Source organism: Terrimonas ginsenosidimutans, assembly GCF_022012415.1.
Taxonomy (GTDB): domain Bacteria; phylum Bacteroidota; class Bacteroidia; order Chitinophagales; family Chitinophagaceae; genus Terrimonas_A; species Terrimonas_A ginsenosidimutans.
Genome location: NZ_JAKLTR010000007.1, coordinates 67680 through 88981, shown reverse-complemented (window position 1 = coordinate 88981; position 21302 = coordinate 67680). Strand labels below are relative to the sequence as shown.

General features: G+C 46.0%; 18 protein-coding genes. 8 read left to right on the top strand and 10 right to left on the bottom strand.

Annotation, left to right across the window (positions count from 1 at the left end):
- Positions 1 to 55: 55 nt before the first annotated feature.
- The 3 genes from LZZ85_RS12395 to LZZ85_RS12385 all read right to left on the bottom strand — a co-directional run bounded on the left by LZZ85_RS12395 (position 56) and on the right by LZZ85_RS12385 (position 3221).
- On the bottom strand, positions 56 to 1147 hold the full coding sequence (locus LZZ85_RS12395; RefSeq protein ID WP_237872120.1) for an alpha/beta hydrolase: 1092 nt from the start codon (positions 1145 to 1147) through the stop codon (positions 56 to 58).
- A 107-nt stretch (positions 1148 to 1254) separates the two neighbouring features.
- Positions 1255 to 2145, bottom strand: a complete 891-nt coding sequence (locus LZZ85_RS12390) for an alpha/beta fold hydrolase (protein ID WP_237872118.1) — start codon at positions 2143 to 2145, stop codon at positions 1255 to 1257.
- 341 nt (positions 2146 to 2486) lie between these two features.
- The gene (locus tag LZZ85_RS12385) at positions 2487 to 3221 is read right to left on the bottom strand and encodes a hypothetical protein (protein WP_237872116.1); all 735 of its coding nucleotides are present in this window, start codon (positions 3219 to 3221) and stop codon (positions 2487 to 2489) included.
- A gap of 319 nt (positions 3222 to 3540) precedes the next feature.
- Here LZZ85_RS12385 and LZZ85_RS12380 point away from each other — a divergent pair, with 319 nt between their 5' ends.
- A complete protein-coding gene (locus LZZ85_RS12380; RefSeq protein ID WP_237872114.1) occupies positions 3541 to 5841 on the top strand; it encodes a histidine kinase dimerization/phosphoacceptor domain -containing protein in 2301 nt (766 codons plus the stop codon).
- Positions 5838 to 6215, top strand: a complete 378-nt coding sequence (locus LZZ85_RS12375; RefSeq protein WP_237872112.1) for a response regulator — start codon at positions 5838 to 5840, stop codon at positions 6213 to 6215. The genes LZZ85_RS12380 and LZZ85_RS12375 overlap by 4 nt, the downstream gene beginning before the upstream one ends.
- A gap of 525 nt (positions 6216 to 6740) precedes the next feature.
- On the opposite strand, the gene LZZ85_RS12370 is transcribed toward LZZ85_RS12375, so the two are convergent.
- From LZZ85_RS12370 to rbp, 3 genes are all read right to left on the bottom strand, one after another.
- Positions 6741 to 8786, bottom strand: a complete 2046-nt coding sequence (locus tag LZZ85_RS12370; protein ID WP_237872110.1) for a hypothetical protein — start codon at positions 8784 to 8786, stop codon at positions 6741 to 6743.
- Between the two features lie 255 nt (positions 8787 to 9041).
- Entirely contained in the window at positions 9042 to 9338 is a 297-nt protein-coding gene (locus LZZ85_RS12365; RefSeq protein ID WP_237872108.1) for a hypothetical protein, read from the bottom strand.
- 97 nt (positions 9339 to 9435) lie between these two features.
- Positions 9436 to 9708: an RNA-binding regulator gene (rbp, locus tag LZZ85_RS12360; RefSeq protein ID WP_237872106.1), complete on the bottom strand. Its 273-nt coding sequence runs from the start codon at positions 9706 to 9708 to the stop codon at positions 9436 to 9438.
- A gap of 585 nt (positions 9709 to 10293) precedes the next feature.
- Here rbp and LZZ85_RS12355 point away from each other — a divergent pair.
- The 6 genes from LZZ85_RS12355 to LZZ85_RS12330 all read left to right on the top strand — a co-directional run bounded on the left by LZZ85_RS12355 (position 10294) and on the right by LZZ85_RS12330 (position 15343).
- On the top strand, positions 10294 to 10566 hold the full coding sequence (locus LZZ85_RS12355; protein ID WP_237872104.1) for a hypothetical protein: 273 nt from the start codon (positions 10294 to 10296) through the stop codon (positions 10564 to 10566).
- 24 nt (positions 10567 to 10590) lie between these two features.
- Complete coding sequence (locus LZZ85_RS12350) at positions 10591 to 10869, top strand: hypothetical protein (protein ID WP_237872102.1); 279 nt, start codon at positions 10591 to 10593, stop codon at positions 10867 to 10869.
- Between the two features lie 363 nt (positions 10870 to 11232).
- Entirely contained in the window at positions 11233 to 12987 is a 1755-nt protein-coding gene (kaiC, locus tag LZZ85_RS12345; protein WP_237872100.1) for a circadian clock protein KaiC, read from the top strand.
- Positions 12987 to 13280 carry a circadian clock protein KaiB gene (gene kaiB / locus LZZ85_RS12340; RefSeq protein WP_237872098.1) on the top strand — a complete coding sequence of 98 codons (294 nt, stop codon included), beginning with the start codon at positions 12987 to 12989 and terminating at the stop codon, positions 13278 to 13280. The genes kaiC and kaiB overlap by 1 nt, the downstream gene beginning before the upstream one ends.
- Before the next feature lie 11 nt (positions 13281 to 13291).
- Positions 13292 to 13612 carry a circadian clock KaiB family protein gene (locus LZZ85_RS12335; protein WP_237872096.1) on the top strand — a complete coding sequence of 107 codons (321 nt, stop codon included), beginning with the start codon at positions 13292 to 13294 and terminating at the stop codon, positions 13610 to 13612.
- Positions 13613 to 15343, top strand: coding sequence for a PAS domain-containing sensor histidine kinase (locus LZZ85_RS12330; protein WP_237872094.1), 1731 nt, complete (start codon positions 13613 to 13615; stop codon positions 15341 to 15343).
- 10 nt (positions 15344 to 15353) lie between these two features.
- Here the strand turns inward: LZZ85_RS12330 and LZZ85_RS12325 are convergent, their stop codons facing one another.
- From LZZ85_RS12325 to LZZ85_RS12310, 4 genes are all read right to left on the bottom strand, one after another.
- Positions 15354 to 16475 carry a TraB/GumN family protein gene (locus tag LZZ85_RS12325; protein ID WP_237872091.1) on the bottom strand — a complete coding sequence of 374 codons (1122 nt, stop codon included), beginning with the start codon at positions 16473 to 16475 and terminating at the stop codon, positions 15354 to 15356.
- 232 nt (positions 16476 to 16707) lie between these two features.
- Positions 16708 to 18060, bottom strand: coding sequence for a DUF5074 domain-containing protein (locus LZZ85_RS12320; RefSeq protein ID WP_237872088.1), 1353 nt, complete (start codon positions 18058 to 18060; stop codon positions 16708 to 16710).
- Positions 18061 to 18205: 145 nt separating this feature from the next.
- Positions 18206 to 19729, bottom strand: a complete 1524-nt coding sequence (locus LZZ85_RS12315) for a hypothetical protein (RefSeq protein WP_237872086.1) — start codon at positions 19727 to 19729, stop codon at positions 18206 to 18208.
- Between the two features lie 94 nt (positions 19730 to 19823).
- Positions 19824 to 21299 (bottom strand): PKD-like domain-containing protein, encoded by a 1476-nt coding sequence (locus LZZ85_RS12310; RefSeq protein WP_237872084.1) that lies wholly within the window; start codon positions 21297 to 21299, stop codon positions 19824 to 19826.
- Positions 21300 to 21302: the final 3 nt, after the last annotated feature.

Here is a 21302-nt window from a genome sequence, read left to right as displayed (position 1 = left end):
GGGAGCAAACACCTGTTTGCCCCCGGCTGAAATCAACAAACCACCTGCTATGAGATCATTTTAAATGTTTTTTCAGTTCGGCCGCGGTTTGAATGAATAATGCTTTTGTCTGAGGAATACCCGCGAGTCCGTTGAGTAATCCCCAATCATGTATCACGTCATTGTAACGTACTGTTGTTACGTCAACACCCGCCTCCAGTAATTTCCGGCCGTACGCTTCGCCTTCGTCACGCAGAATATCATTTTCCGCTACCTGTATCAATGTAGGTGGCAAACCTTTCAATTGTTCAACGGTAGCCTGCAATGGTGATGCATAGATCTCTTTTCTTTTCTCTGCCGGGATGTACTGATCCCACATCCATTTCATCAGCGAAGCGGTAAGAAAGCGTTGTTCTCCATACAGCTTCCAGGATTCCCTGCTAAAATCTGCATCCGTCACCGGCCAGAACAGGATCTGTGTTTTAAATGCCACGCCTCCTTTTTCTTTTGCCATCAATGCGGCTGCTGTTGCAAGATTTCCTCCGGCGCTGTTTCCGATGATCGCCATATTCTTACCATCCAGTCCAACCTCCGCTCCATGATCAGCAAGCCATTTTGCAGCAGCATAGACTTCATTTACCTGGTAAGGATATTTGAATTCAGGCGCACGTTTATACTCTACAAATACGGCTGTATATCCTGTCAGTACAACCAGATCGCGGACCATCCGTTTATGTGTGGGATAGTCTCCCAGCACCCATCCGCCTCCGTGTATATACATAAACCCTGGCTGCACACCCTTAGCGCCTTTGGTTCTTACGATGTTCAGCGTGATCGTCATCCCATCCTGCTGAATTTCCTTTGTTGATTCATCGATGCCGGAAAGATCTACCGTGGCTCCGCCCTGTGCACCCACCAACACATTTCTTGCGTCTTCAACCGGCAATGTTTCCAGTGGCTTTCCTCCTGAATTAAGTGGTTTCAGGAATTCTTTTGTTGCAGCACTCAGATGAGGATCGCTGGCATAATTTACCGGTGATGAGGTTTCCGCTTTTGATATATTTTCTGCTGCCGGAGCACTGTTTCCACTTGAATTGCAGGAAACAAGTACCGGAACGCCCGCAAGAAGGGCCATTGCAAATACAGTTGGTAATGATAATGGTTTCATACTTTTTTGTTTTTGAATTACATTGATGTTTTATCGGTTTGTTTGAATAACGACTTTAAACGATTGTGACATTTTCTGCTCCGTGCGTGATACGATCTGAGGATGGACTAACGCGCCAGAAATCCTTCGATATAAGACACCACAAGTGCAGGATGTTGATGCTGTGGTGCATGTCCCGTCAACGGCAGCACGATCAGCTGTGTTGTTGGCAATTTCCTTACAAGCGGAAACCAGTTCTCCACAGCAAAGCTGATATCATGGTCACCCGAGATCACCAGTATCGGCATTTTGGTTGTCATCAGTTGGCCCCGGAATCCTGCTGCGTCTTCCGCGGCCATGGTTCCCCCTTTGAAATATCTCTCGAAAACATTCATCGTGGAAGGGATCCTGGATACATCTAACCTGCGGGCTATTCTGTCATGCGAAGCTTTAGCCGCTTCGCGGGATGTAACTGAAGCCGGCTCAAAAAACAGGACGATCTCATCATTAAGATCATTTACAGGTTTTAATGCGGGATCCAGGAATGCCTGATCCAGCGGTACTTCTCTTTTTCCCACAGGGCCCGTGCCCAGCAATATGGTATGCGTAACGAGGTTCGGATTTTGCAGTGCGGCCACCTGAGATACAAGCCCGCCATACGACCATCCGATCACGATGACCTGATCAAGTTTCAGATACTTCGCAAGATCGCTGACGTCTGCAGCAACTTTAGTAATATCAGCAGGAAGTTCACCAGTAGAATACCCGATCCCTGAATAGTCAAACGTGATCACGCGATGATGTGCCGCCAGCTGATCAAGGAACAAAGGATCCCAGGTATCCAGCGTACCTCTGAACCGGTTAACCAGTATAACAGGCGAGCCTTTCCCAATAGAGCGGTAAGCAAGCTTTCTTCCGGATAGCTCCGCGAATTGTGTTTTACTGTTCAGCGCATCGCTTTGCGCATGTGAAACTAATGAAGCGAAGGACAGGAGAAATAAAACGACGTACTTTTTCATAACAGTTGGTTTGAGTTACTGTCTGCTATACAAACTACGCGCCGCCAAATATTACCATTCTCTATCAATGCATTATGAAAAACGCATCGGTGAGCATTAGCGATATTTGAATAATGATTTCGAAATATCGCTAATAAAAGACTTCATTTCCCTCATGCATTCGGTTACGCCGCTCCTGCATACACGATGATACCGGTTAAAGAATAATATCAGAACATCTGCAGGCATATCAGCTCAATTCAGCGGAAACCTGCGCCACTCATCAACGAGGCCGCAATAAAAAAGAGGCCCTTCAACTACTGAAGAACCCCTCTGTTCACCTTGATACTGCTGTCTGATAATTATTTTACTTTATAGGGAAGCGAAAGATCCTTACTCGCAACCGAATAAACTTTATACACTCCCAGCATCGGCATATTCGTTGCGCCCATGCTGCCTTCTTCCCCACCTGTATCAACCATCATAAAACACGCAACCGCGTCAAACCTGAAATCCGTTTTATTGCTGATCCTGTAATCGGGAACGATCACACGGATCGTATTTCCATTGGTCACTACATTAAATCCGGGACTGTCCATATACATTTCCATGCCGGGGTTATTCGCAGGCAGTACCACTCCCGGATCTCCCTTAGTGAACTGCGTCACAGAGAGACCACCAGCCACACGTGCATCCTTTTGCAACACGACCCAATGCGGATGCCAGATGACGCCATCGTTTCCGTAATTGCGGTCCACATTTTCATCCCACATGGGAGTATCATCAAAATCTGGATGCGATGTTAACGCAAGCGCAAGAATACCTTCGGTTTCACTAAAGCCGACATCGGATGGTTTCAATGTAGTGGGAAAAACATATCCCAATACCGGAGCACCGTTGAGCTTACCAACTCCCTTCGGAGTTGTTTGTCCCGCTTTCCCTTTTACTTTGATCTCCCAGACAGTTACACCCAGTTCTTTGTTGTGGGTAACAGTTGTGGAACTGATTTCAAAATCCTTGTTGTTGTAGCATTTCTCACAGGCCATCGTTAACAGGGAAATAGTTAAAAAGAACACAAGCGAAAAGATCTTCTTCATAATAAGTTTGTTTTAAGAATGATTACTTGTTTGATCGTGTACCGGGAACTAAAATTCATACCACTTGTTAAGTTGTTCATTTTCATTTACAGAGTCAACATGACATAAAAATCATCAACGGCATTTCAAGAAATTAGCGAAATATCGTTACTGAGGTTTGAGGTTATAAAGCATGATTAATGAAATATCGCTAACAGAAGAACTGCTCAAGTCTTTTTTGTTTTTTTCTGCTATAGTACATGGTTTGTAGTATGGTTTATCATTACTTTTATTTCAACAACGCCATTTAACTGACTCAAATTTTAACCATCTGGTTGTTATGCAATCAAAGTCTTTTCTCCTGATTTTAGTACTCACTTTGCATGCACAGTTTGTGCACGCGCAATGGAACAGGCCTCTCTACAACCAGCTGACTAAAAACTTACGTAGTGCATCCCAGGGTCAGCAAAAGATCAGGGCGATGCTGGCTATGGGAGATTATCATGTAGAACAATCGTATATGGTTGCGTTCCCTCAGTCACTGGATACGGCCCTGTCTTTGGCAAAGCAGTGTGAAGACCTTGCAAAGAGTACAGGCTCGGCACAGGATCTTTCAGACACCTACATCCTTTATTCGAAAGCCTATAACTATGCCAGCAGGTATCCTGAAAGTATAAACTTTGCCAGAAAAGCAGTTGATCTGTCTGCCTCCGTCAAAAACGATACAGGCGTGTTTAATGCGAGCAGAACGCTGTTCAGGGCATTCGTGTATGTATATAATACCGATAGCACCCGGATCATTACAGCAGAGAACATGTCCCTTGCAAAAAAGATCGGCACGAAAAGGGTTCTTGGTGCAGCCTATGAAGACCTGGCAGATAATACGAAATACCGCAACCTGAAAAACGAAATATCCCATTTACTCGACTCTGCGATCATGTACTATACCGCAACGGGTAAAAAAGATATCCAGCATTTATTGACATCACAAGCCTGGATATATAACCAGTCAGGCGAGCACGAAAAAGCTTTCACCACCATCAGCAAAGCGCTCAATCTTGCAGAAGAACTGGGTGACCAGACTTACTACATGATATACCTGTATGATGGATACGCTGATATCTCGAATAAGACCGAGAGATGGGAAACTGCAGAACATTATTATCAAAAAGCCCTCGCCGTTGCTGCAAAATACGCCGATAGAATGGTGGAGAGCGATATTGCCCTGAAACTTCAGCGATTGATGGTAAAGACCGGAAAGATCAAAGAATCCGAAGATGTGATAGCGCTTATCGAGAAGAACTACTCACAATGCAATCCCACCCTGCTGCTTCAAAGCCTGGCTGCAGTACTTTCACACCACATTTCCACCGGCAGCTACTCCCGGGCGGAAAAAACCTATCAGCAACTGCTGCCACAGATGCATCAGCTTAATGGCCGCATTGAAAGAATGGCCCGGAAAGATGTTTATGCGGCCCTTACACAATATCACATTTACCATAAAAATGTAACCCTTGGTCAGCACTACCTGGACCTTTACCTCGAAACGGGTGAGATCATGCTGTACGATAAACCACTAGCCCACTACATGCAATTCTCGATCGATTCGCTGAACGGAAATTACATCGGAGCCATCAGAAACTATCAGCTGGCAGGAAGATACGAAGACAGCATTTTTAACCTTCATAAGAACCGGCAATTAACAGAACTTGAAGTACAGTATGATGTGGATAAGAGGAAAAAAGACAACGCCCTCCTTAAACAGGAAACAGAACTGCAGTCTGCGCGCGCAGCAAAAGCCAATTATCAAAAGAACCTCAGCCTCAGCGGCATCATTCTGTTATCGATGATAGTTGGCCTGATCGTTCGTCAGTACAGGCTAAATCAGAAACGCAGAAAAGAGATCGCATCAAAAAATAGAGAGCTGGAAAAACTGTTGACCGATAAGGAAAACCTGCTGCAGGAAAAAGAAGGACTGCTTGAGGAAAAAGACTGGCTGCTGAAGGAGATCCATCACCGGGTAAAGAACAACCTCCAGGTAGTAATGAGCCTTCTCAATACGCAGTCTTATTTCCTGAATGATGAAACGGCAAAAGAGGCGATCAGGAACAGTCAGCACCGTATTCACTCCATGTCCCTCATTCATAAAAAACTTTATCAGTCAGAGAATATATCATCCGTTAATATGGCGGTATATTTTGAAGAACTGCTCGATTATTATAAGATCGCATTTGATACTGTCAACCGTATTCGTTTCGTGCTTCAGGCCGAGCCCGTTGAGCTTGATCCTTCACAGGCAGTTCCTGTTGGCCTCATCCTCAATGAAGCTGTCAACAACGCACTCAAGCATGCTTTTCCGGATCAGCGGACAGGACAGATCACTGTGTCCTTTAAAACAGCCGGTCAAAGCCGCCTGTTCTTATCGATCAGGGATAATGGCATCGGCATGCCGGGTGAGATTTCCCTGTCAGGATTTTCTTCGCTCGGCATGAAACTCATCAGGGGCTTCAGCGGTGAACTGAATGGAGAGCTGAAGATCCACTCCGCAAAAGGAACTGAAGTATCAATCACCTTTGACAACAATAACATGGCTGAGAGCATGGAAGAGCATTATCCCGGAACCCAAACAATCACCGCATGAACGGGAGCGTATTGATCGTAGATGACATGTTCATCGGAGCATTTGACCTGCAGCTCATTCTTGAAAACAATGGCATAGAGGTGCTGGGCATTGCCCACCACGCTACCGAAGCCTTTGCCATGATCGCGTCCCGTCGCCCCGATCTCGTTTGCCTTGACATCTTTTTACGCGGCTCCGAAACCGGTCTGCAGATCGCAGAAAGGCTGCGCGACCAGAACATCCCGTTTATTTTTATCTCGGCAAATACCTACGATCATATTGATGAAGACGTGAAAAGATTATGCCCCGCCGGCTATATTTCAAAACCATTCCGGGATCAGGATGTTTTACCTGTGATCAACGCGGCATTGGTGTCCGTACAGAAAAGTTCCTGAACCTGAAATTGATCCGATAAGCCTTAGCTGAATTGCCCGGGTCCTGGATGCCTCCCGCCAGGCCCTGCCGAAAAATAAAGACCAATTATGGTCGTCCCCGGCTTGAGTAAACCAGCTTCGGAATAGTACCAGATCCTGCCCTTTTCAGCATGGTGAAGCATTAGGGAAGCATGGTTATAGCATGGTTATAGCATGGTTGAAGCATCAATTAAGCATCGCGATAGCATGGGAATAGCATCAGGGTAGTATGCCCTTAGCTTAGCGATAGCCTGAAAAAAGCATCCGGCTGGCATGCCCTATCCATGTCTTATCCCACCTTTCGGCATTCCGGAAGCATCCGCCACATATGCGGGCAGCTTCTCAGGAGAACAAGAATCATGAAAAGTTTGCCGATCGAAATTAACAACCTGCCTGTCCCCGGGTTCACTTTCAGAGATGAAAGCAGATCCTTCCCGGGACGGGAACACGTCGATCACCCCGATTGCTGCGGATACCCGCGAAATGAAAAGTGTGGAGAGACCTGCCCTACCTGTTATACTGCCCCTTCCTCATCATGCCACCATCATTCAAGCCGCGCAGCAGGTAATATTTACCCCCGATGAGTTCTATTCGTGCACTGTTCACAGAGCCTTTAAGCAACCCGATAAAATCCTTCTCGTAGGTGAACTCGATATTGTAAAAAGTAAAGATCGATCTCTCTGGATCTGTATTATAGGAGTCTTTCGAATAAGTGACCCTGCTGAATTGCACTTTACTCCAGTCGCTCAAACCCTGGGTTGTAAAATGCTCCCTGACCTTTTTAAACGAGGCGGTCACTTCCTCCAGGCTGCCTTCCATGATGCAGGCATACCATGTTTTAACGTCATTGCTCTTCATCGCGGCAAGAAGGATCCTACCCAGCTCATCCGGCGTTTTACCGCCCTTCATTACCCTGTCTGTCACAGATGGAACAAGTGTTGCACCAGGTACCGGTTGCTGCTGTGCCGCAGCCATGACCCATTTCCCATTGTTGAAGTTCAGGGAAGTTTTACCGGCTGCTCCTTTCTTTCCTGAAACGATCGCTTCCTTCTCCACTTCGATCGAACTGTTTCCAGCCCATTTGACAGAAGCTGGCGCCCAACCCTTTTTACTCCCCGGCTCAGCCGTGGTAACCTCGTATGACTCTTTTATACCGGCATCAGAAACAGAAAGGATCCGTATAAAACTTGCCGACTCAAGATCCTGCGCGGAAAGCGCATTGTTATAAACAACCATCCATTTTTTGTCTGGCGACAACCTGTAGTCCAGGGCAGGAAGATCGGAGACGGCCCCCGTTGTTTTATTCACGACAATATAGCTCAGTACATCCTCTTCTTCCAGCCGCTGGATGACATAACTATTCAATTCTTTTACAGACCCCAGGAATTTATAAGAAGTGGAACCATCATCTTTCAGCGAAACTGTCTTGTTGCCCGATGTGACAAGTTTTAACTCATTGGGAAGAGCCCGGCTTACTTTACCGTTTCCAAATCTTTTCAGGTTATCCGCTTCATCCGCAGCTGTCATCGGGTCTTTTATAACGCCGAGGCCATCAACCTCATTTTTGACACCAGCTGTTGCCGGAACCACCTGCGCCTTCGTTTGAACGGGAGATTTTTGTTTCACAAAGACCATGTCCATCGACTTGAACGTCGAATCTCTTGCCCACATCACCGCCGCAAAACCCTCGCTGTTCTTTTGAAGTTTATAGCTGGCCTTGCGAAGGTTCAGCGTATTGTCAAAAATGCTCACCGCATCTGTGGAAAGCGTGATGACATCACCCTCTATCGACTCAGGCCTGAGTGCTGCCTCGAACAGGTTGTTCTTCCCGTTTCTGAAGATCTCTCTTCTCTCCATCGCCTTGTATTTTCCCTGCGCAGAGTCCCCGATGGTGATCGTTTGTTTTACTCTTCCCGAATTGTCTTCTATGAAGAAAACATACGTACCGGAAAAAGGCTGAAGCTGACGCAGGGCCGTAGCGTTATCTATTGCACCCTGGCTGTCTTTGTATTCAGTATCGTCAGAGGTATAGAACATGAATGACCAGATCGCATTGATCGCCGGCTGCTGGTTAGCATAATACTCGCCTTCCTCACCCCGGTAAGATAATGTATAGGTGACCTGGTTATGAATCGTTTTGAAAATATTGAAACGATAGCTCAATTTCTTTGATGCTTTGACCGAAAAAACAAAATGCCACCATTCCTTATTGTTGATTATCCGGAATTCATTGGAGGTGATCGTAAGAGTTTGGCCAAATTGCTGCTTCATGATCGCTTCCTCCGCTTTGGCAATTTCACGGATGCCGGCTTTCTCGTATCCGGCCGCAAGCGAACCTGTTTCAAGTGTAAGCGCAGTTGGAAAATCTGTTTTCTTGCTATCGGGAGGCTGCAACGACAGGGGCATACCTTTCGTGGATGCCTGCTTTGTCCATCCACCCGGCAGGTAAATATGATAGAGATTATCACTGCTTTTGAAATACGTGGAGGATTGTGCTGAGGCAGATACGTAAAGGCCCAGGAGAAGGAGAATTCCCGATATTCTAGCAAACATAGTGGAGTTTGTGGTTTAGATGGTATCCTAAAAATAGGCGTTTCCCATCTGTATCACAAATTATCTGATCCCACCCGTCTGTCAGGCCTAACAGCGATCCAAAGACTGGAAAATGGGATGACCCGCCCTGCGGAACTCGTCTCCCCGGGCGCAACCTGAACAAACATAGTAAGGAAGATCCGGTAATCGTCAGGTAATTGAAAAGCATGGAACATGCACCTGTCACCGGAGTTGTAACGGGAAAGTGTACAAAGCTTACAATAGCCTTGCCTTCGTAATAAAAGCAGAAATATTTTGCGCCACCTGGTCGTTCAGGTTTTTTCTTAATGAACTCCTGTCGCCACAGTATTCGCTCAAACATATCTCGGCATGCTTGAGCAACTCAACTTTTAAGCTACTAGTATAGCGGCTTTGCAACTGATCAAACAGGTTATTATCCTCCTGACGATTCAGGCTTCTCACCTTTTTCTCGAAATCAAACCACAGGTTCAGAAAGACCCTCACGGCTGACTCCCTGAAATTTGAGATGACCCTGTTTCGTTGTGTTTCCATTTTAAAATGGATTGTAAGCCGGTTACATGGAGAAAAGAACAATTCACCTGCGTAAATGAGTTGGGACTTACCCCTGATGAAATTGTATTGTTACAATTTACATCCAAACGCTTTTTACGTCAACTCTTGCTTTTTGTTTCGCCAGCGAAACAGAAAGTGTGCGTCCATTGAGATCTTTTCCGTTAAGGTCGGTCATCGCCTTTGTTCCCTCTTCTTCCGACTGCATTTCTACAAAACCGAATCCACGGCTGCGGCCTGTTACTTTATCGCGGACCACCTTTGCAGATGCAACCTCTCCAAAAGGAATAAAAAGTTGTTTCAGATCCTCATCCCTTGCATTGAAGTCAAGGTTAGATACATACATGTTCATAATAAACATTTTAATTATCAAATAATAACAGAAGAACAACAGCAGGCGCAAAGAGGAGGAAAAATGATTACCGTAGGAAGCGTAAAAATCAGAACTGATCCAGGCTGTGTGATGAAGTGCTTATCTGTATTAAGTGAAGATAGGCATACAAACGCTTTTGACCGCATTTATTCTTATACCGTGCAAAGTAAAATCCGTGGCTGCGGGTTAAAGCCTTAATAGATAGTGCTTCATCACACCGGTCAGCGCATCGCGTCTGCTACTTCATCTTCGGAAAAAGAGTGCTTTATTGCATAGTGAAGTGAAAGGATCATATCCGGTCGTCGGCAGAACAAATAAGCGGGATATTGATCAGATGGAACGAACCCATCAGCATTTTTAACGTCACATAACTTATTCAGTGATGTTACCGATCCGTCATTAGTAAGCCTCTTCATCATCGCAGAAATAGAAATACATTATTTTTTTAACATCAGGAATTTGAGGACCAAAGTTAAACCGGATCACATACGTTATTGATAAATAAAAAATATCCATCCTGGTAAATACACGACCTTTGAACAATCATCACAGTAAACATTCACCATGTTTGTTCTTTACACCACCGCAACAGCTCTGATACTATTCCTGCTGTTCTACTTTTTTTATTTAAGGCGACTTCGCAGGTACAGCAATTCGGTAAAGTTTTTTCATATAGCACTAAAGAGTGAAAATGATTGCAACTTCGAACTGGCTATCAGTCAGTATCACACAGCGCTGGCAGAGATCAAACGCACGGGAAATAATTTCAGGCTGAAGACAAAGATTCTGGAAAAGATCAAATTGCTTAAGATCGTACTTCAATACCAAAAAGGATAGAGTTGTATAGCTGAAAACATTAAAATGGAAAAGAGGCTTATTCAAATTACACTCGTTGTCAGAACATCCCCACTCATGCTGGAATACAATTTAAGCAAGCGAACTGACTTTGTATACGATGTGAACACAGCAGACGAATCCGGACAAAGATCCTATTTCACATTGATAGGAGGTCGCAGTCATTGGCAGTTCGGACCCGAACTATTATTGCCTGAGTGGATCATAGAAAATAAACAAGCGCTGCTCTCTGTCTTTTCATCTATCGAAAGTGCTGAACTGGTCAGCCACTTTTATAATAACTGAACTAACACCCCTGCCCGCTCCAAAGAGTCAAACCGGGTAATACATTTTTGCAGTCCATCATCTTCCGTCCTGTCCTCCCCATCGCATCAACCGCATTTGGCATGGTCCGCCTAAGCCTGGCAAACATCAACAACATTTATGTGTAAGGTTATACACAGTTCAGCCCTGATCATTTCCTCATGGTTTTCCCGGATACTGTTCTCATCAAGGACTAATGTAGACATGTTACTTTGGCACATGTTTGGATTCCTGATCTGAACCGGAGCCAGCGCAAAGACATCGCACTATTTTAGAGGATACCTGGACGTTTGGCCACAGTTCTACCATAAAATCAATAATTTCACCGTAGTTAATTGAATCTGAATGGCCTCTACAAGTACGAAACCCATAGCAAAGCCTACTAATACCCTGTTAAAAACGCCTACTGGCATCCATGGTCTTGACGAGATCACGCTCGGTGGTCTGCCAGCCGGAAGACCAACACTGATCTGCGGCGGACCCGGTTGTGGCAAAACTCTTTTCGCAATTGAATTTATTGTAAGAGGTGCACTGCAGTTCAACGAACCCGGTGTGTTTGTCACATTCGAAGAAAAAGCAGATGAGTTAGCAGTGAATGTTGCCTCGCTTGGTTTTGACCTCGACAAACTGCAGCGCGATAAGAAGATGAAGATCGACTACGTTCATGTTGACAAAACCGAGATAGAAGAAACCGGCGAATATGACCTGGAAGGTCTGTTCATCCGCCTTGGACATGCGATTGACAGCGTCAAAGCAAAGCGTGTCGTACTCGATACGATCGAGAATCTGTTTGCGGGATTATCCAACCAGGCGATCCTGAGAGCAGAGCTTCGCCGTTTGTTCAAATTTTTGAAAGACCGGAATGTGACCGCAGTCATAACCGGTGAAAAAGGCGATAACAGTCTCACGCGCCAGGGGCTGGAAGAATACGTATCAGATTGTGTGATCCTGCTGGATCACCGGATCATTAACCAGATCTCCACACGCAGGTTACGTATCGTCAAATACAGGGGATCTGTACATGGCACCAATGAATACCCGTTTCTGATCGATGCAGACGGGATCTCTGTTTTGCCGGTCACCTCACTCCAGCTGAACGCAAAAGTATCTACACAATCCGTTTCATCCGGCATCGCGCCATTGGATAAAATGCTTGGGCATTCCGGTTTTTATAAAGGCAGCAGTATTCTTGTGTCCGGTACGGCCGGAACAGGTAAAACAAGTATTGCGGCAAGTTTTGCCGACGCCACCTGCAAACGGAAAGAAAAGTGCTTATATTTTGCCTTTGAAGAGTCACCCCAGCAGATCGCAAGAAATATGACTTCGATCGGGATCGACCTTCAGACTCATATCGACAAAGGCACGCTGCAGTTCTATGCAGCACGCCCGACCATGTATGGGCTGGAAATGCACCTGGTGGCTATTTACAAAGCCATCAAAAAATTCAAACCCAATGTAGTGGTAGTGGATCCGATCACTAATCTCATTACGGTTGGAACGGTAGGCGATGTAAAATCCATGCTGATCCGCCTGATCGACTTCCTGCAGAAGGAACAGATCACTGTAATGTTCACAGCACTAAGCCTGAACAATATTGTGAACGAACAGACAGACGAAGGTGTTTCTTCATTGGTGGATGCATGGCTATTGATCAGGGATATTGAAAACAATGGCGAACGGAACCGCGGTTTGTATATCATGAAATCACGTGGCATGAAACACTCCAACCAGGTCCGTGAATTTGTTATCACCAGCGATGGCCTGGATCTTGTTGACGTATACCTTGGTCCGGAAGGAGTGCTCACCGGTTCCGCACGCGAGCAACAAACGCTGCTGGAAGAAACTGGTCATGTATTGCGTACCCATGCGGTTGACCGTAAAGATCGCGAAGTCCTTCGCAAACGGAAAGTGCTGGAAGCGAAGATCGATAGCCTGAAAGTCGAATTTGAATCCGCCGAAGAAGAGTTGAATAAGATCTATACGGAGGAAGATATCAAAAGAAAGGTCCTGGAAGAAACACGCCGGAAAGTATCTGATCTCCGCAGGTCCGATTCAAACGCGTCAGCAAATACTATTAAAAAGGGAAAATCGAAAAAATAGTGGAACAGGAATACTACGAACTTCGTTTATATGTCGCAGGAAAAACTGCGAAATCAGTTACGGCTCTCCGCAATCTCAAACAATATTGTGAACAGCATCTGAAAGGACAGTACTCACTGGAAGTGATCGACCTGCTGGTAAATCCCCAGCTGGCTGAAGGCGACCAGATTCTTGCAATACCGACACTGGTAAAAAAAGTACCGGAGCCTGTACGCAAGATCATTGGTGATCTCTCCAATGAAGAAAAAGTGCTCGTTGGCCTGGACATACGGCCACGCCAGCGGGAAAACTGAATGAATAACCTATGAGTTCACAAACTGGAAATAATGAGACGGATGAAATACACGAAGAATCAGTGTATTCCCTTCGGCTGTTTGTGGCAGGCACATCCACTACCTCGTTGCGCGCGATCACTAACCTGAATAAGATCCTTGAAGAGAATCTTAAAAGCCGCTACAACCTGGAAATAATTGACATATACCAGCAGCCGGGGCTGGCCGAACAGGAAAATATCAGTGCCGTACCATTACTGGTAAAATATGCACCCTATCCGAAACGCTTTCTTGTAGGCGATATGTCTGACAAGCAGCGCGTATTACGTGGCCTTGGAATAATACATTTTTAAATGACTGTGGAACAAACTCCTTCATATGATTCCCGGCAGGACGAAATTGATGCACTCAAAGCATCATTGGCCGAAGCCAATGAGCAATTGCTGGAAACCCGGTACCGGTTGGAAGAAGCAAATGATATGATCGAAGCGATCCGCAGCGGTGAAGTGGACGCTCTCGTGGTAAAAGGCGATAACGGACACCAGCTCTACACGCTTAAAAGCGCTGATGCAGCTTACCGGATCTTTATCGAACAAATGACCACTGGCGCTGCCACACTCGACGATAAAGGTTTTATCCTCTATGCCAACTCCCCTTTTGCCACTTTACTTGATCAACCGCTCGAAAAAGTCGCAGGCAGATTCTTCTGTGATTTTATTTCATCGCAGGAAGCCGGCGAATGCATCAAACTTATGGAGACCGCCTGGAAACAACCAGGTCTGCAACAGGAGCTGGCCTTAACAAGTTCCTTCCGGAAAGAATTGCCGGTTCTGTTATCGCTCAAACCGTTTCAACTGGACGGCAACTATTTCATGAGCGTGATCATTACGGACCTTACTGATCAGAAGAAACAGCAACAACTGCTGCGCGAAAAGAATCAGCAACTACTGGAAGCACAGCTTACAGCCCGCGACCTTAATACGAACCTTGAGCAAACAGTACAGCAAAGAACAAAAGAATTATATACCAACCAGGAACGACTGACCCGGATCCTCGAAACCATGGCGGAAGGCGTGGAGATCCTTGACCTGGATGGGACCCTTACCTACGCCAACCCGATGGCGCAAAAGATCCTCGGTATTACCCAGTCAAGCGACGATTCCAGTCATTATAACAACCCGAAATGGCCTGCATTCAAACTGGACGACTCTCCCCTGCCCGATGCCGAACACCCACAGGCAGTAGCACAGAGTTCCGGGAAATCCGTATACGATTTTGAGATCGGCATCCAACCGCCGGGCCGTCAGATGTTCTACATTTCCATCAACGCAGCACCCATCCGCGATGAATCCGGCAATATAACCGGGAGCATCGCCACCTTTACAGATGTAACACAACGGCGTATCTCTATCCAGCAAAAAGACGATTTTATCAGCGTGGCAAGCCATGAGCTCAGAACGCCTATCACCGCCTTAAAAGCATCCCTTCAATTGCTGGAACGATTCAAAAATGATGGCAATCCCGAACTGATGCATCGCCTTATCGGGCAATCAAACAAAAGCCTTAATAAAGTCAGCATACTGGTCAATGACCTGCTGGACGCAAAGAAAATGACGGAAGGTCATCTGCAGTTGAACACCTCCGATTTCCTGATCGCTGAACTGGTGAATGAGTGCTGCCAGCATGTACGCGTCGGTGGAGATTTTCAGCTGGTTTATGAAGGTGAAAAGAATATAACTGTCCATGCAGACAAGGATAAGATAGACCAGGTCCTTGTAAACTTTGTCAACAACGCGGTCAAGTATGCGCCATCCTCCAAAGAAATACGCATCCGGGTGGTAGTGGACGGAGGGTTTGCCAGGGTGACGGTCATCGATAACGGACCCGGTATCGCAAGCGAACGGTTGCCGGAACTTTTTAAACGCTACTACCGCGTTCATAACGATGGCTCCAATATTTCCGGCCTCGGACTCGGGCTGTATATATCCGCAGAGATCATTCGGAAACATGGTTGTGAGATCGGCGTAAACAGCCAGCTGGGTCGCGGCAGCGAATTCTGGTTTACGTTGCCATTGGCCACATGAAACTTCAATCTCAATCAAATTTCCATGAATTCATTTTCCTGTCTCCATAACGATTGAATATAAAGACAGCATCAAGAGAAGTTCCCCGTTTTGCGCTCAGGCAATTCTTCCCCGCCAGCAATGCCGCCTGCCAAGGCTGTGCTTCGCAATATGCAATGAGCTGTGCAAGCTCTTTCTTATCCATTTTATACAAACCCGTTGTCTGCAGGCTGGGCACAGTCCATCCTCCCCAGCAATTGACGTATTGAATACCGATCTTCACCACCCCACCTTTTACCGGCGAGCCATCATTCTCCTCCAGCATCCCTCCCAGATCAACCATATGACCAATACCATAAAAAGCAAGGAACTTCGGAGCAGTCTGCTGCCTTTTTTCAAGTAACCGGTAAAGCAGTGTAAAGCCCATAAAGATCGAGTTGTCACGATTGGCTTTGTATCCCAGCATATTTGACGACATCAATAACAGGTCATCATAGAAGATCCCAAAATGAGACCTGTATCGCTCCTCTTCCGATCGCAGGGATTCATTTAATTGCGGACACAATAACCTTGCATCACTCATACTTATCGAATCCTTGCTCAGATAATGACCGATCAGCGTATCGAGAGGCAATGACTTCGACGTAACATAGCTGCGGATCGAACGGAGAGACTTATAAAGATTCCGAAGACCGTGTTGCGGATCCGAATAGTCAATCCCATAATAGCGGATCTGCTGTTCCTTTGGCAGCGACAGATTGAATTCCCTCACCTTCTTCAACAACTTATAAGTAGCGGCTGGCCGAAGATCCGCAAGGATCTGCTCGTCACCAGTCTCAAGAAATTGATTATATAAAAAACAGGTTGCGTGTGGTAGCTCGCAGGCAACATTATATACCCCCTGCCCATGCAATGATCTCAATAGCTCCAACTGCAGGTCATTATTAGCTAAAAAAGTATGCGATTCCCCTACAAGATAAAAGCGTTTCCCAGGTAGAGAAAGGACAAGCTGATCAGTCAACTTGTTCAACTGCTGGGGCGTAGAGGTCATAAGCTCCTCACGCAGGCAATCCGCGATCTTAGATTGAGCGGAGATCCCGGAAATAAAAACGAACAGGGTAAAGAATATAAAGAGTTTTTTTATGGAGCACATAAAGATCGGGGTTGATACTGACAGGGTAAGCTATACATCAGAAAATTAATGCTGTTCGCGGACAACGTCCAAACCAATACGGGATGTTCTCCCGACACTGAAATAACAAATTTTGTTGCATAAATGCAAATGTAAAAAAGCGGGCAGGAGGTTCATCTGACCTCCTGCCCGCTTAGATAGCGGTTGACAGACAAATCAATCCTTATTTTACAAAGGCACCAACCTCCCGGACTTATTTAAAGCCGTCGGTAAAAAAGATCCCCGCAGGGAAATTTGTGTAATTCTTATAATTGGCGCTGAGTTTTGTACCGCTGCTGAAATTAAAAACGCTGATATTATTGACCAGGTAATTAAGTCCATATCCTTTGATCGTATTCAGGTAAACTTCCCCGGTAACAGGGTGTACAGCAATATTGTTATAGACGATACCTGCATCTTCAACCATTGTTTTGGCATCAACCATGAACTCCGTAGAGTTGCTGGTGAAAATATGACGGAAGATCCTTGTTGTTGCATTACTGAAATAAAGCGTGTCCCCTTTTGCCGTAATACCCGGAGTGGCTCCGAATCCTGCACCAACTGCACCAGCGCTGATCTCATTCGCCTTGATCAGAGAATAATCCCGGTAATTGATCTTCGAGATCTTTGCCGGAGCTGTAGTAGTGGACACCCAGACATTGCCGTCGCTTGCTTTTACTACTCCGCTCACAGAAGCTTTCATATCGATAGCAACGGTCAGCGTGTCCTTATCCGCTTCAACTACATACACTTTGGTGCCAGCTGCCACAAAGACCTTGTTATTGGAAACTGCCATTGTGAGCTTCGCCGCAGACCTTGATCCCTTAATGAATGTGAGTACTTTCGTGGTGGCATTGAAGCGATAAATACCGTTATTATCGCGAAGAAATATATTCTGCTCGTTCAACACGGCAACATGCGTTGGCCAGCGAAGTACAGTCAGCTCTTCATTGTATGCCGCTTCTTTTTTTAATGTCTCTGCATTTGCAACGATCAGCATCCCATCATTTTCAAAACCCGAACCGACTGCATTGGTTTTCCCATTCTGGGAAATGATATACATCTTATTGTTATTGATAAACAGATCCTGGGCTACATTTCCCAGGAACGTGCCATTGGCTTTAAAATAAGCACTGTCCGTAACAACACCTTTAGTGCTGATAAATGTCAGGGAGCCGTTCTCACTCGTCATGTTTCCTTCATTCAGAATAAAGGTTCCGTTCCTGTACTTGCCATAAACGGTTACTTCTGTCTGCGCGGAAGACTGCTTATCACTTTTGGAAGCGGTAACGCCGATCGTATGCGCTCCCAATTTAACCGATACGAATTTGAAAACAGAGTCTGTAACGCTAGCTGGTGTGCCATCCACCGACCATGACAGGGTACTTCCTTCGGAGGCTTTAGCTTTGAAATACAGCGTGTCTCCCTGTGCAACGGAGCTCTCTGAAGATATGTTGCTGATCGAGATCTCAGGAGTTGCAACCGGCTGCTCGATCACATCATCCTTTGAACATGATGCGATCATTAAAGTTAAAAGAGAACCGGCGGCGATTAGTGATTTGTTCATTCTTTGGTTTATTTGTGATGTTTGTTTGTTTGTTTGTGTGTGTGTGCGCGTACGCGTAGCGGTTGAAAGTTTAAACGTGTAAAAGTGTTATTATCAAAGCCAGTACAAAACCGTAGTCTGAACCGGTAACTTTTGAGCCCTATCCTTACGGATTGATCGTATCGATCTTCTTGCCTGCCACGTGCAGGTCTTCGCCCCTTCCGATCTCAGTGGATGCTTCACCCAGCCAGCCATTTTCCTGGTCAATTCCATTATAGACTTTTACAAAATCGATACCCGGCAGGGTTACCCTGTTACCATCTTTATCAATGGCCCAATCGATATCAATGCCGGAATTATCATGTGCATTCGGATAATTATCTACATAGCCATATCTGAATCCATACAAAACGTAGTAGCTGCCTCCTGAACTTTCGTCTACGCCATTCCTGGCGAGGCGTATCCCCTTATAAGTGATCTTATCTTCACTGATCCATCCGGGGTAGTAAGTCTGAGCATGGAAGGTGTTTTTGATCTTGTAGCCATCCTGTCCCTGGTTATCCGTCCAGCGGATATAATTAGGTATGGCGATATGATTCTGAGGTCCGCCGGTTGCTATTTCAGATGCAGGGCGGTGGTAAGTCATTTCATAACCGCGGAAAGTACGAACATCGATCCCTTTTGCCACAGCCAGACTGTACCAGGGTTCCTGTTGAGCAGAGAAACTGGCGCTTCCACGGATCTCATACCATTCATCCTCATCAGGCTTTCCATTCTTATTTTTATCATAGGCAACCATGACGACCCCGGGTTCACAACTGCCACCGAAAGGCGCATTGGGGCGGGGATTGGCAGCAGCGCCAAACGCATTTCCTTCGATCCTGAAATCCCGTCTGCCGGCCACGTTCACAATGGTGTGATCAAATCCCACTACAACATAACCACCCCAGCCTCCTAATGTGATCATATTGGTCTGCTCTCCCACCAGGTCGTTACTGACCTTTGTGATCATCGTCTCATAGGTATCTCCGGCGTTGAACTTCGGCAACTCATTTACAAACTGACCAGGTGCAGGCAGGTAATCAAACACTTTTGCGATATAGGGCGAATATGGTTTGTCCGGCTGACGAACAGTAACAAGGATCGTATCAACCAACCCTCCTGAAGACACTTTCAGCTGGTAAGTTCCCAATGAAACGGATGCGAATAATGCAGAGGAGGTCCTGTTATCCGACAACCTGAATAATTCAGATGGAGGATTAAGCACTTCCCATTTCACATCCGTCAGATTGGCGAATTTTTGCGATGCTTCCACTTTCAGGATCGTATTGGTCATCGTCGTCACATGCTGATATCTTCCGACAGTGATGGTAGCAACCTCCTGTACGATATTGCCGCGATTGTGCGCGATAACGATCAGGCTGTGCGTACCTGCATTGCCAGGTGCCTGGAAAGTGTATTGCAATGCGCTGGCAACTTTCCTGCCATCAAGGATCCACTCGATCGAATCGATCCTGTTCTGCAATGCAGGCCTGATAACGATACTCTCTCTCACGAGAACATAGTAGTCAGACTCAATGCCTGAAAGAACAGGCGCCTCTTCCATTTGCTCAATGGTTTCTTTTCGGCAGCTGCCGATAAAAAATAAAATGCCGATCAGGCAAACGAGAAATTTATGTTTATTGTTCATGTTATCAGGTTGATAAGTTTAAGTTCAATTACTACTGAGAGATCCGCTATCACCGGAACGTTTGACCGGAAGCGCGTCCTGTTCTCCCGCAGCTTTAGTTTTTAAGATGCATATCCAAAATACCAGATACGCTCAGCATCCGGTCTTCATTCATATTAGCATCAAGTACGCCCGCACCCGGATTGAATATATCCCGTGCGAAAGGATACACCACTTTCTGTACCTTGATAAAATCGATGCCTGGCAGCTGAACGGCCTCGCCTTTGCTGTTAACAGCCAGGTCAAGATCGATATTCAGCTTCTGGCTGAACTGTCCGGCACTCGACAGATCCCTTGTTATCCGCTTTCCCTTGCGCGTAAAGGAATTGCTCCAACCGTCGAGTAATCCCACCTGTTTTGTCGCAACATCGATCATATTATAACCCGGAAAAAAACCTCTTACAGAAAATGCTCCGGTATAGGTAAGCGAACTGGAGAATGTCTTTTGATTCATGATCTGCCCCTTCGAAGGCTCCGGCTGGTTATCTTTCCAGCTGTAGTAAGTGTATATGCGCCTGGTATCAACAAGTGTACTGTCATAGGTGAATGTCATTTCATAAGCAGGCAGATCCTCCAGGCCATAATCTTTGTTCTTGATCTCATACCATTCATCCGTATCCGGCTTGCCATTTTTATTCCTGTCGTATGCGACATAAACAGCCGGCGGATCAAGATTGGAAATGATGGCCGTCAATTCTATATCCGCTTTACCCGGCACGTTAACAACCGTATGATCAAACCTGAGCGTAGCTGATCCGCCCCATGACCCCAGTAGCAGCCCAGGGCCTGCGTTTTGTTTTCTCAATTCGCTGGCCTTCGCCAGAAATGCGTTGTATGCAAGAGGGAATTCAGAACCAAAATCCCAGTTTTGTGCGGCACCGATGATCGACCAGTTATGATTTCTGGCCGGTGCGGGAAGATATTCCAGCAGAGTGTATGCATTTCTTACGTACTGCGCCTGCTTTACTGTAACAGACCCTGTGGAGGTGGTCGATTGTTTCCCGGCAGTAACGCGAAGCTTCAGCTCATAATTTCCTGGCAGAAAAGAAATAAAACTGAGCGTACGCTTTTTCCCGATCACTGAATCCCCGATTGACCACTGGTATTCGTAATCCCTGCGATCCGGACCAGTAATTGTCGGCACCACTTCCAGTACTTCACACATTGACACAGAAGGAATATTGTCAAGTGAGACGACAATGGGTCTTTCTACAAAGATCTTATACGCATATTCATCAGTGCCACCCCAACTGGTCACCTTCAGTACAACATCAAAGTTTCCGGCTTCCGTTGCCTGGAATGTGTAATTGATGTTTCCGGTTGCAACCTGTGTACCATTCACCAGCCATTTATACGTATTCCCCAACAAGCTGTTGATATCGGGAGCCAGTATGGTCTTATCGCCGATATTCAGTACGATCGTATCCTTACCGGTATCAGAGATGGTTGGTGCGAAATATTCCCCCTTTCTGCAGGAGAAAATAAAAAACATGACGACTGTAAGCAGCGTCAGAAAAGTGATCCTTTTCATACG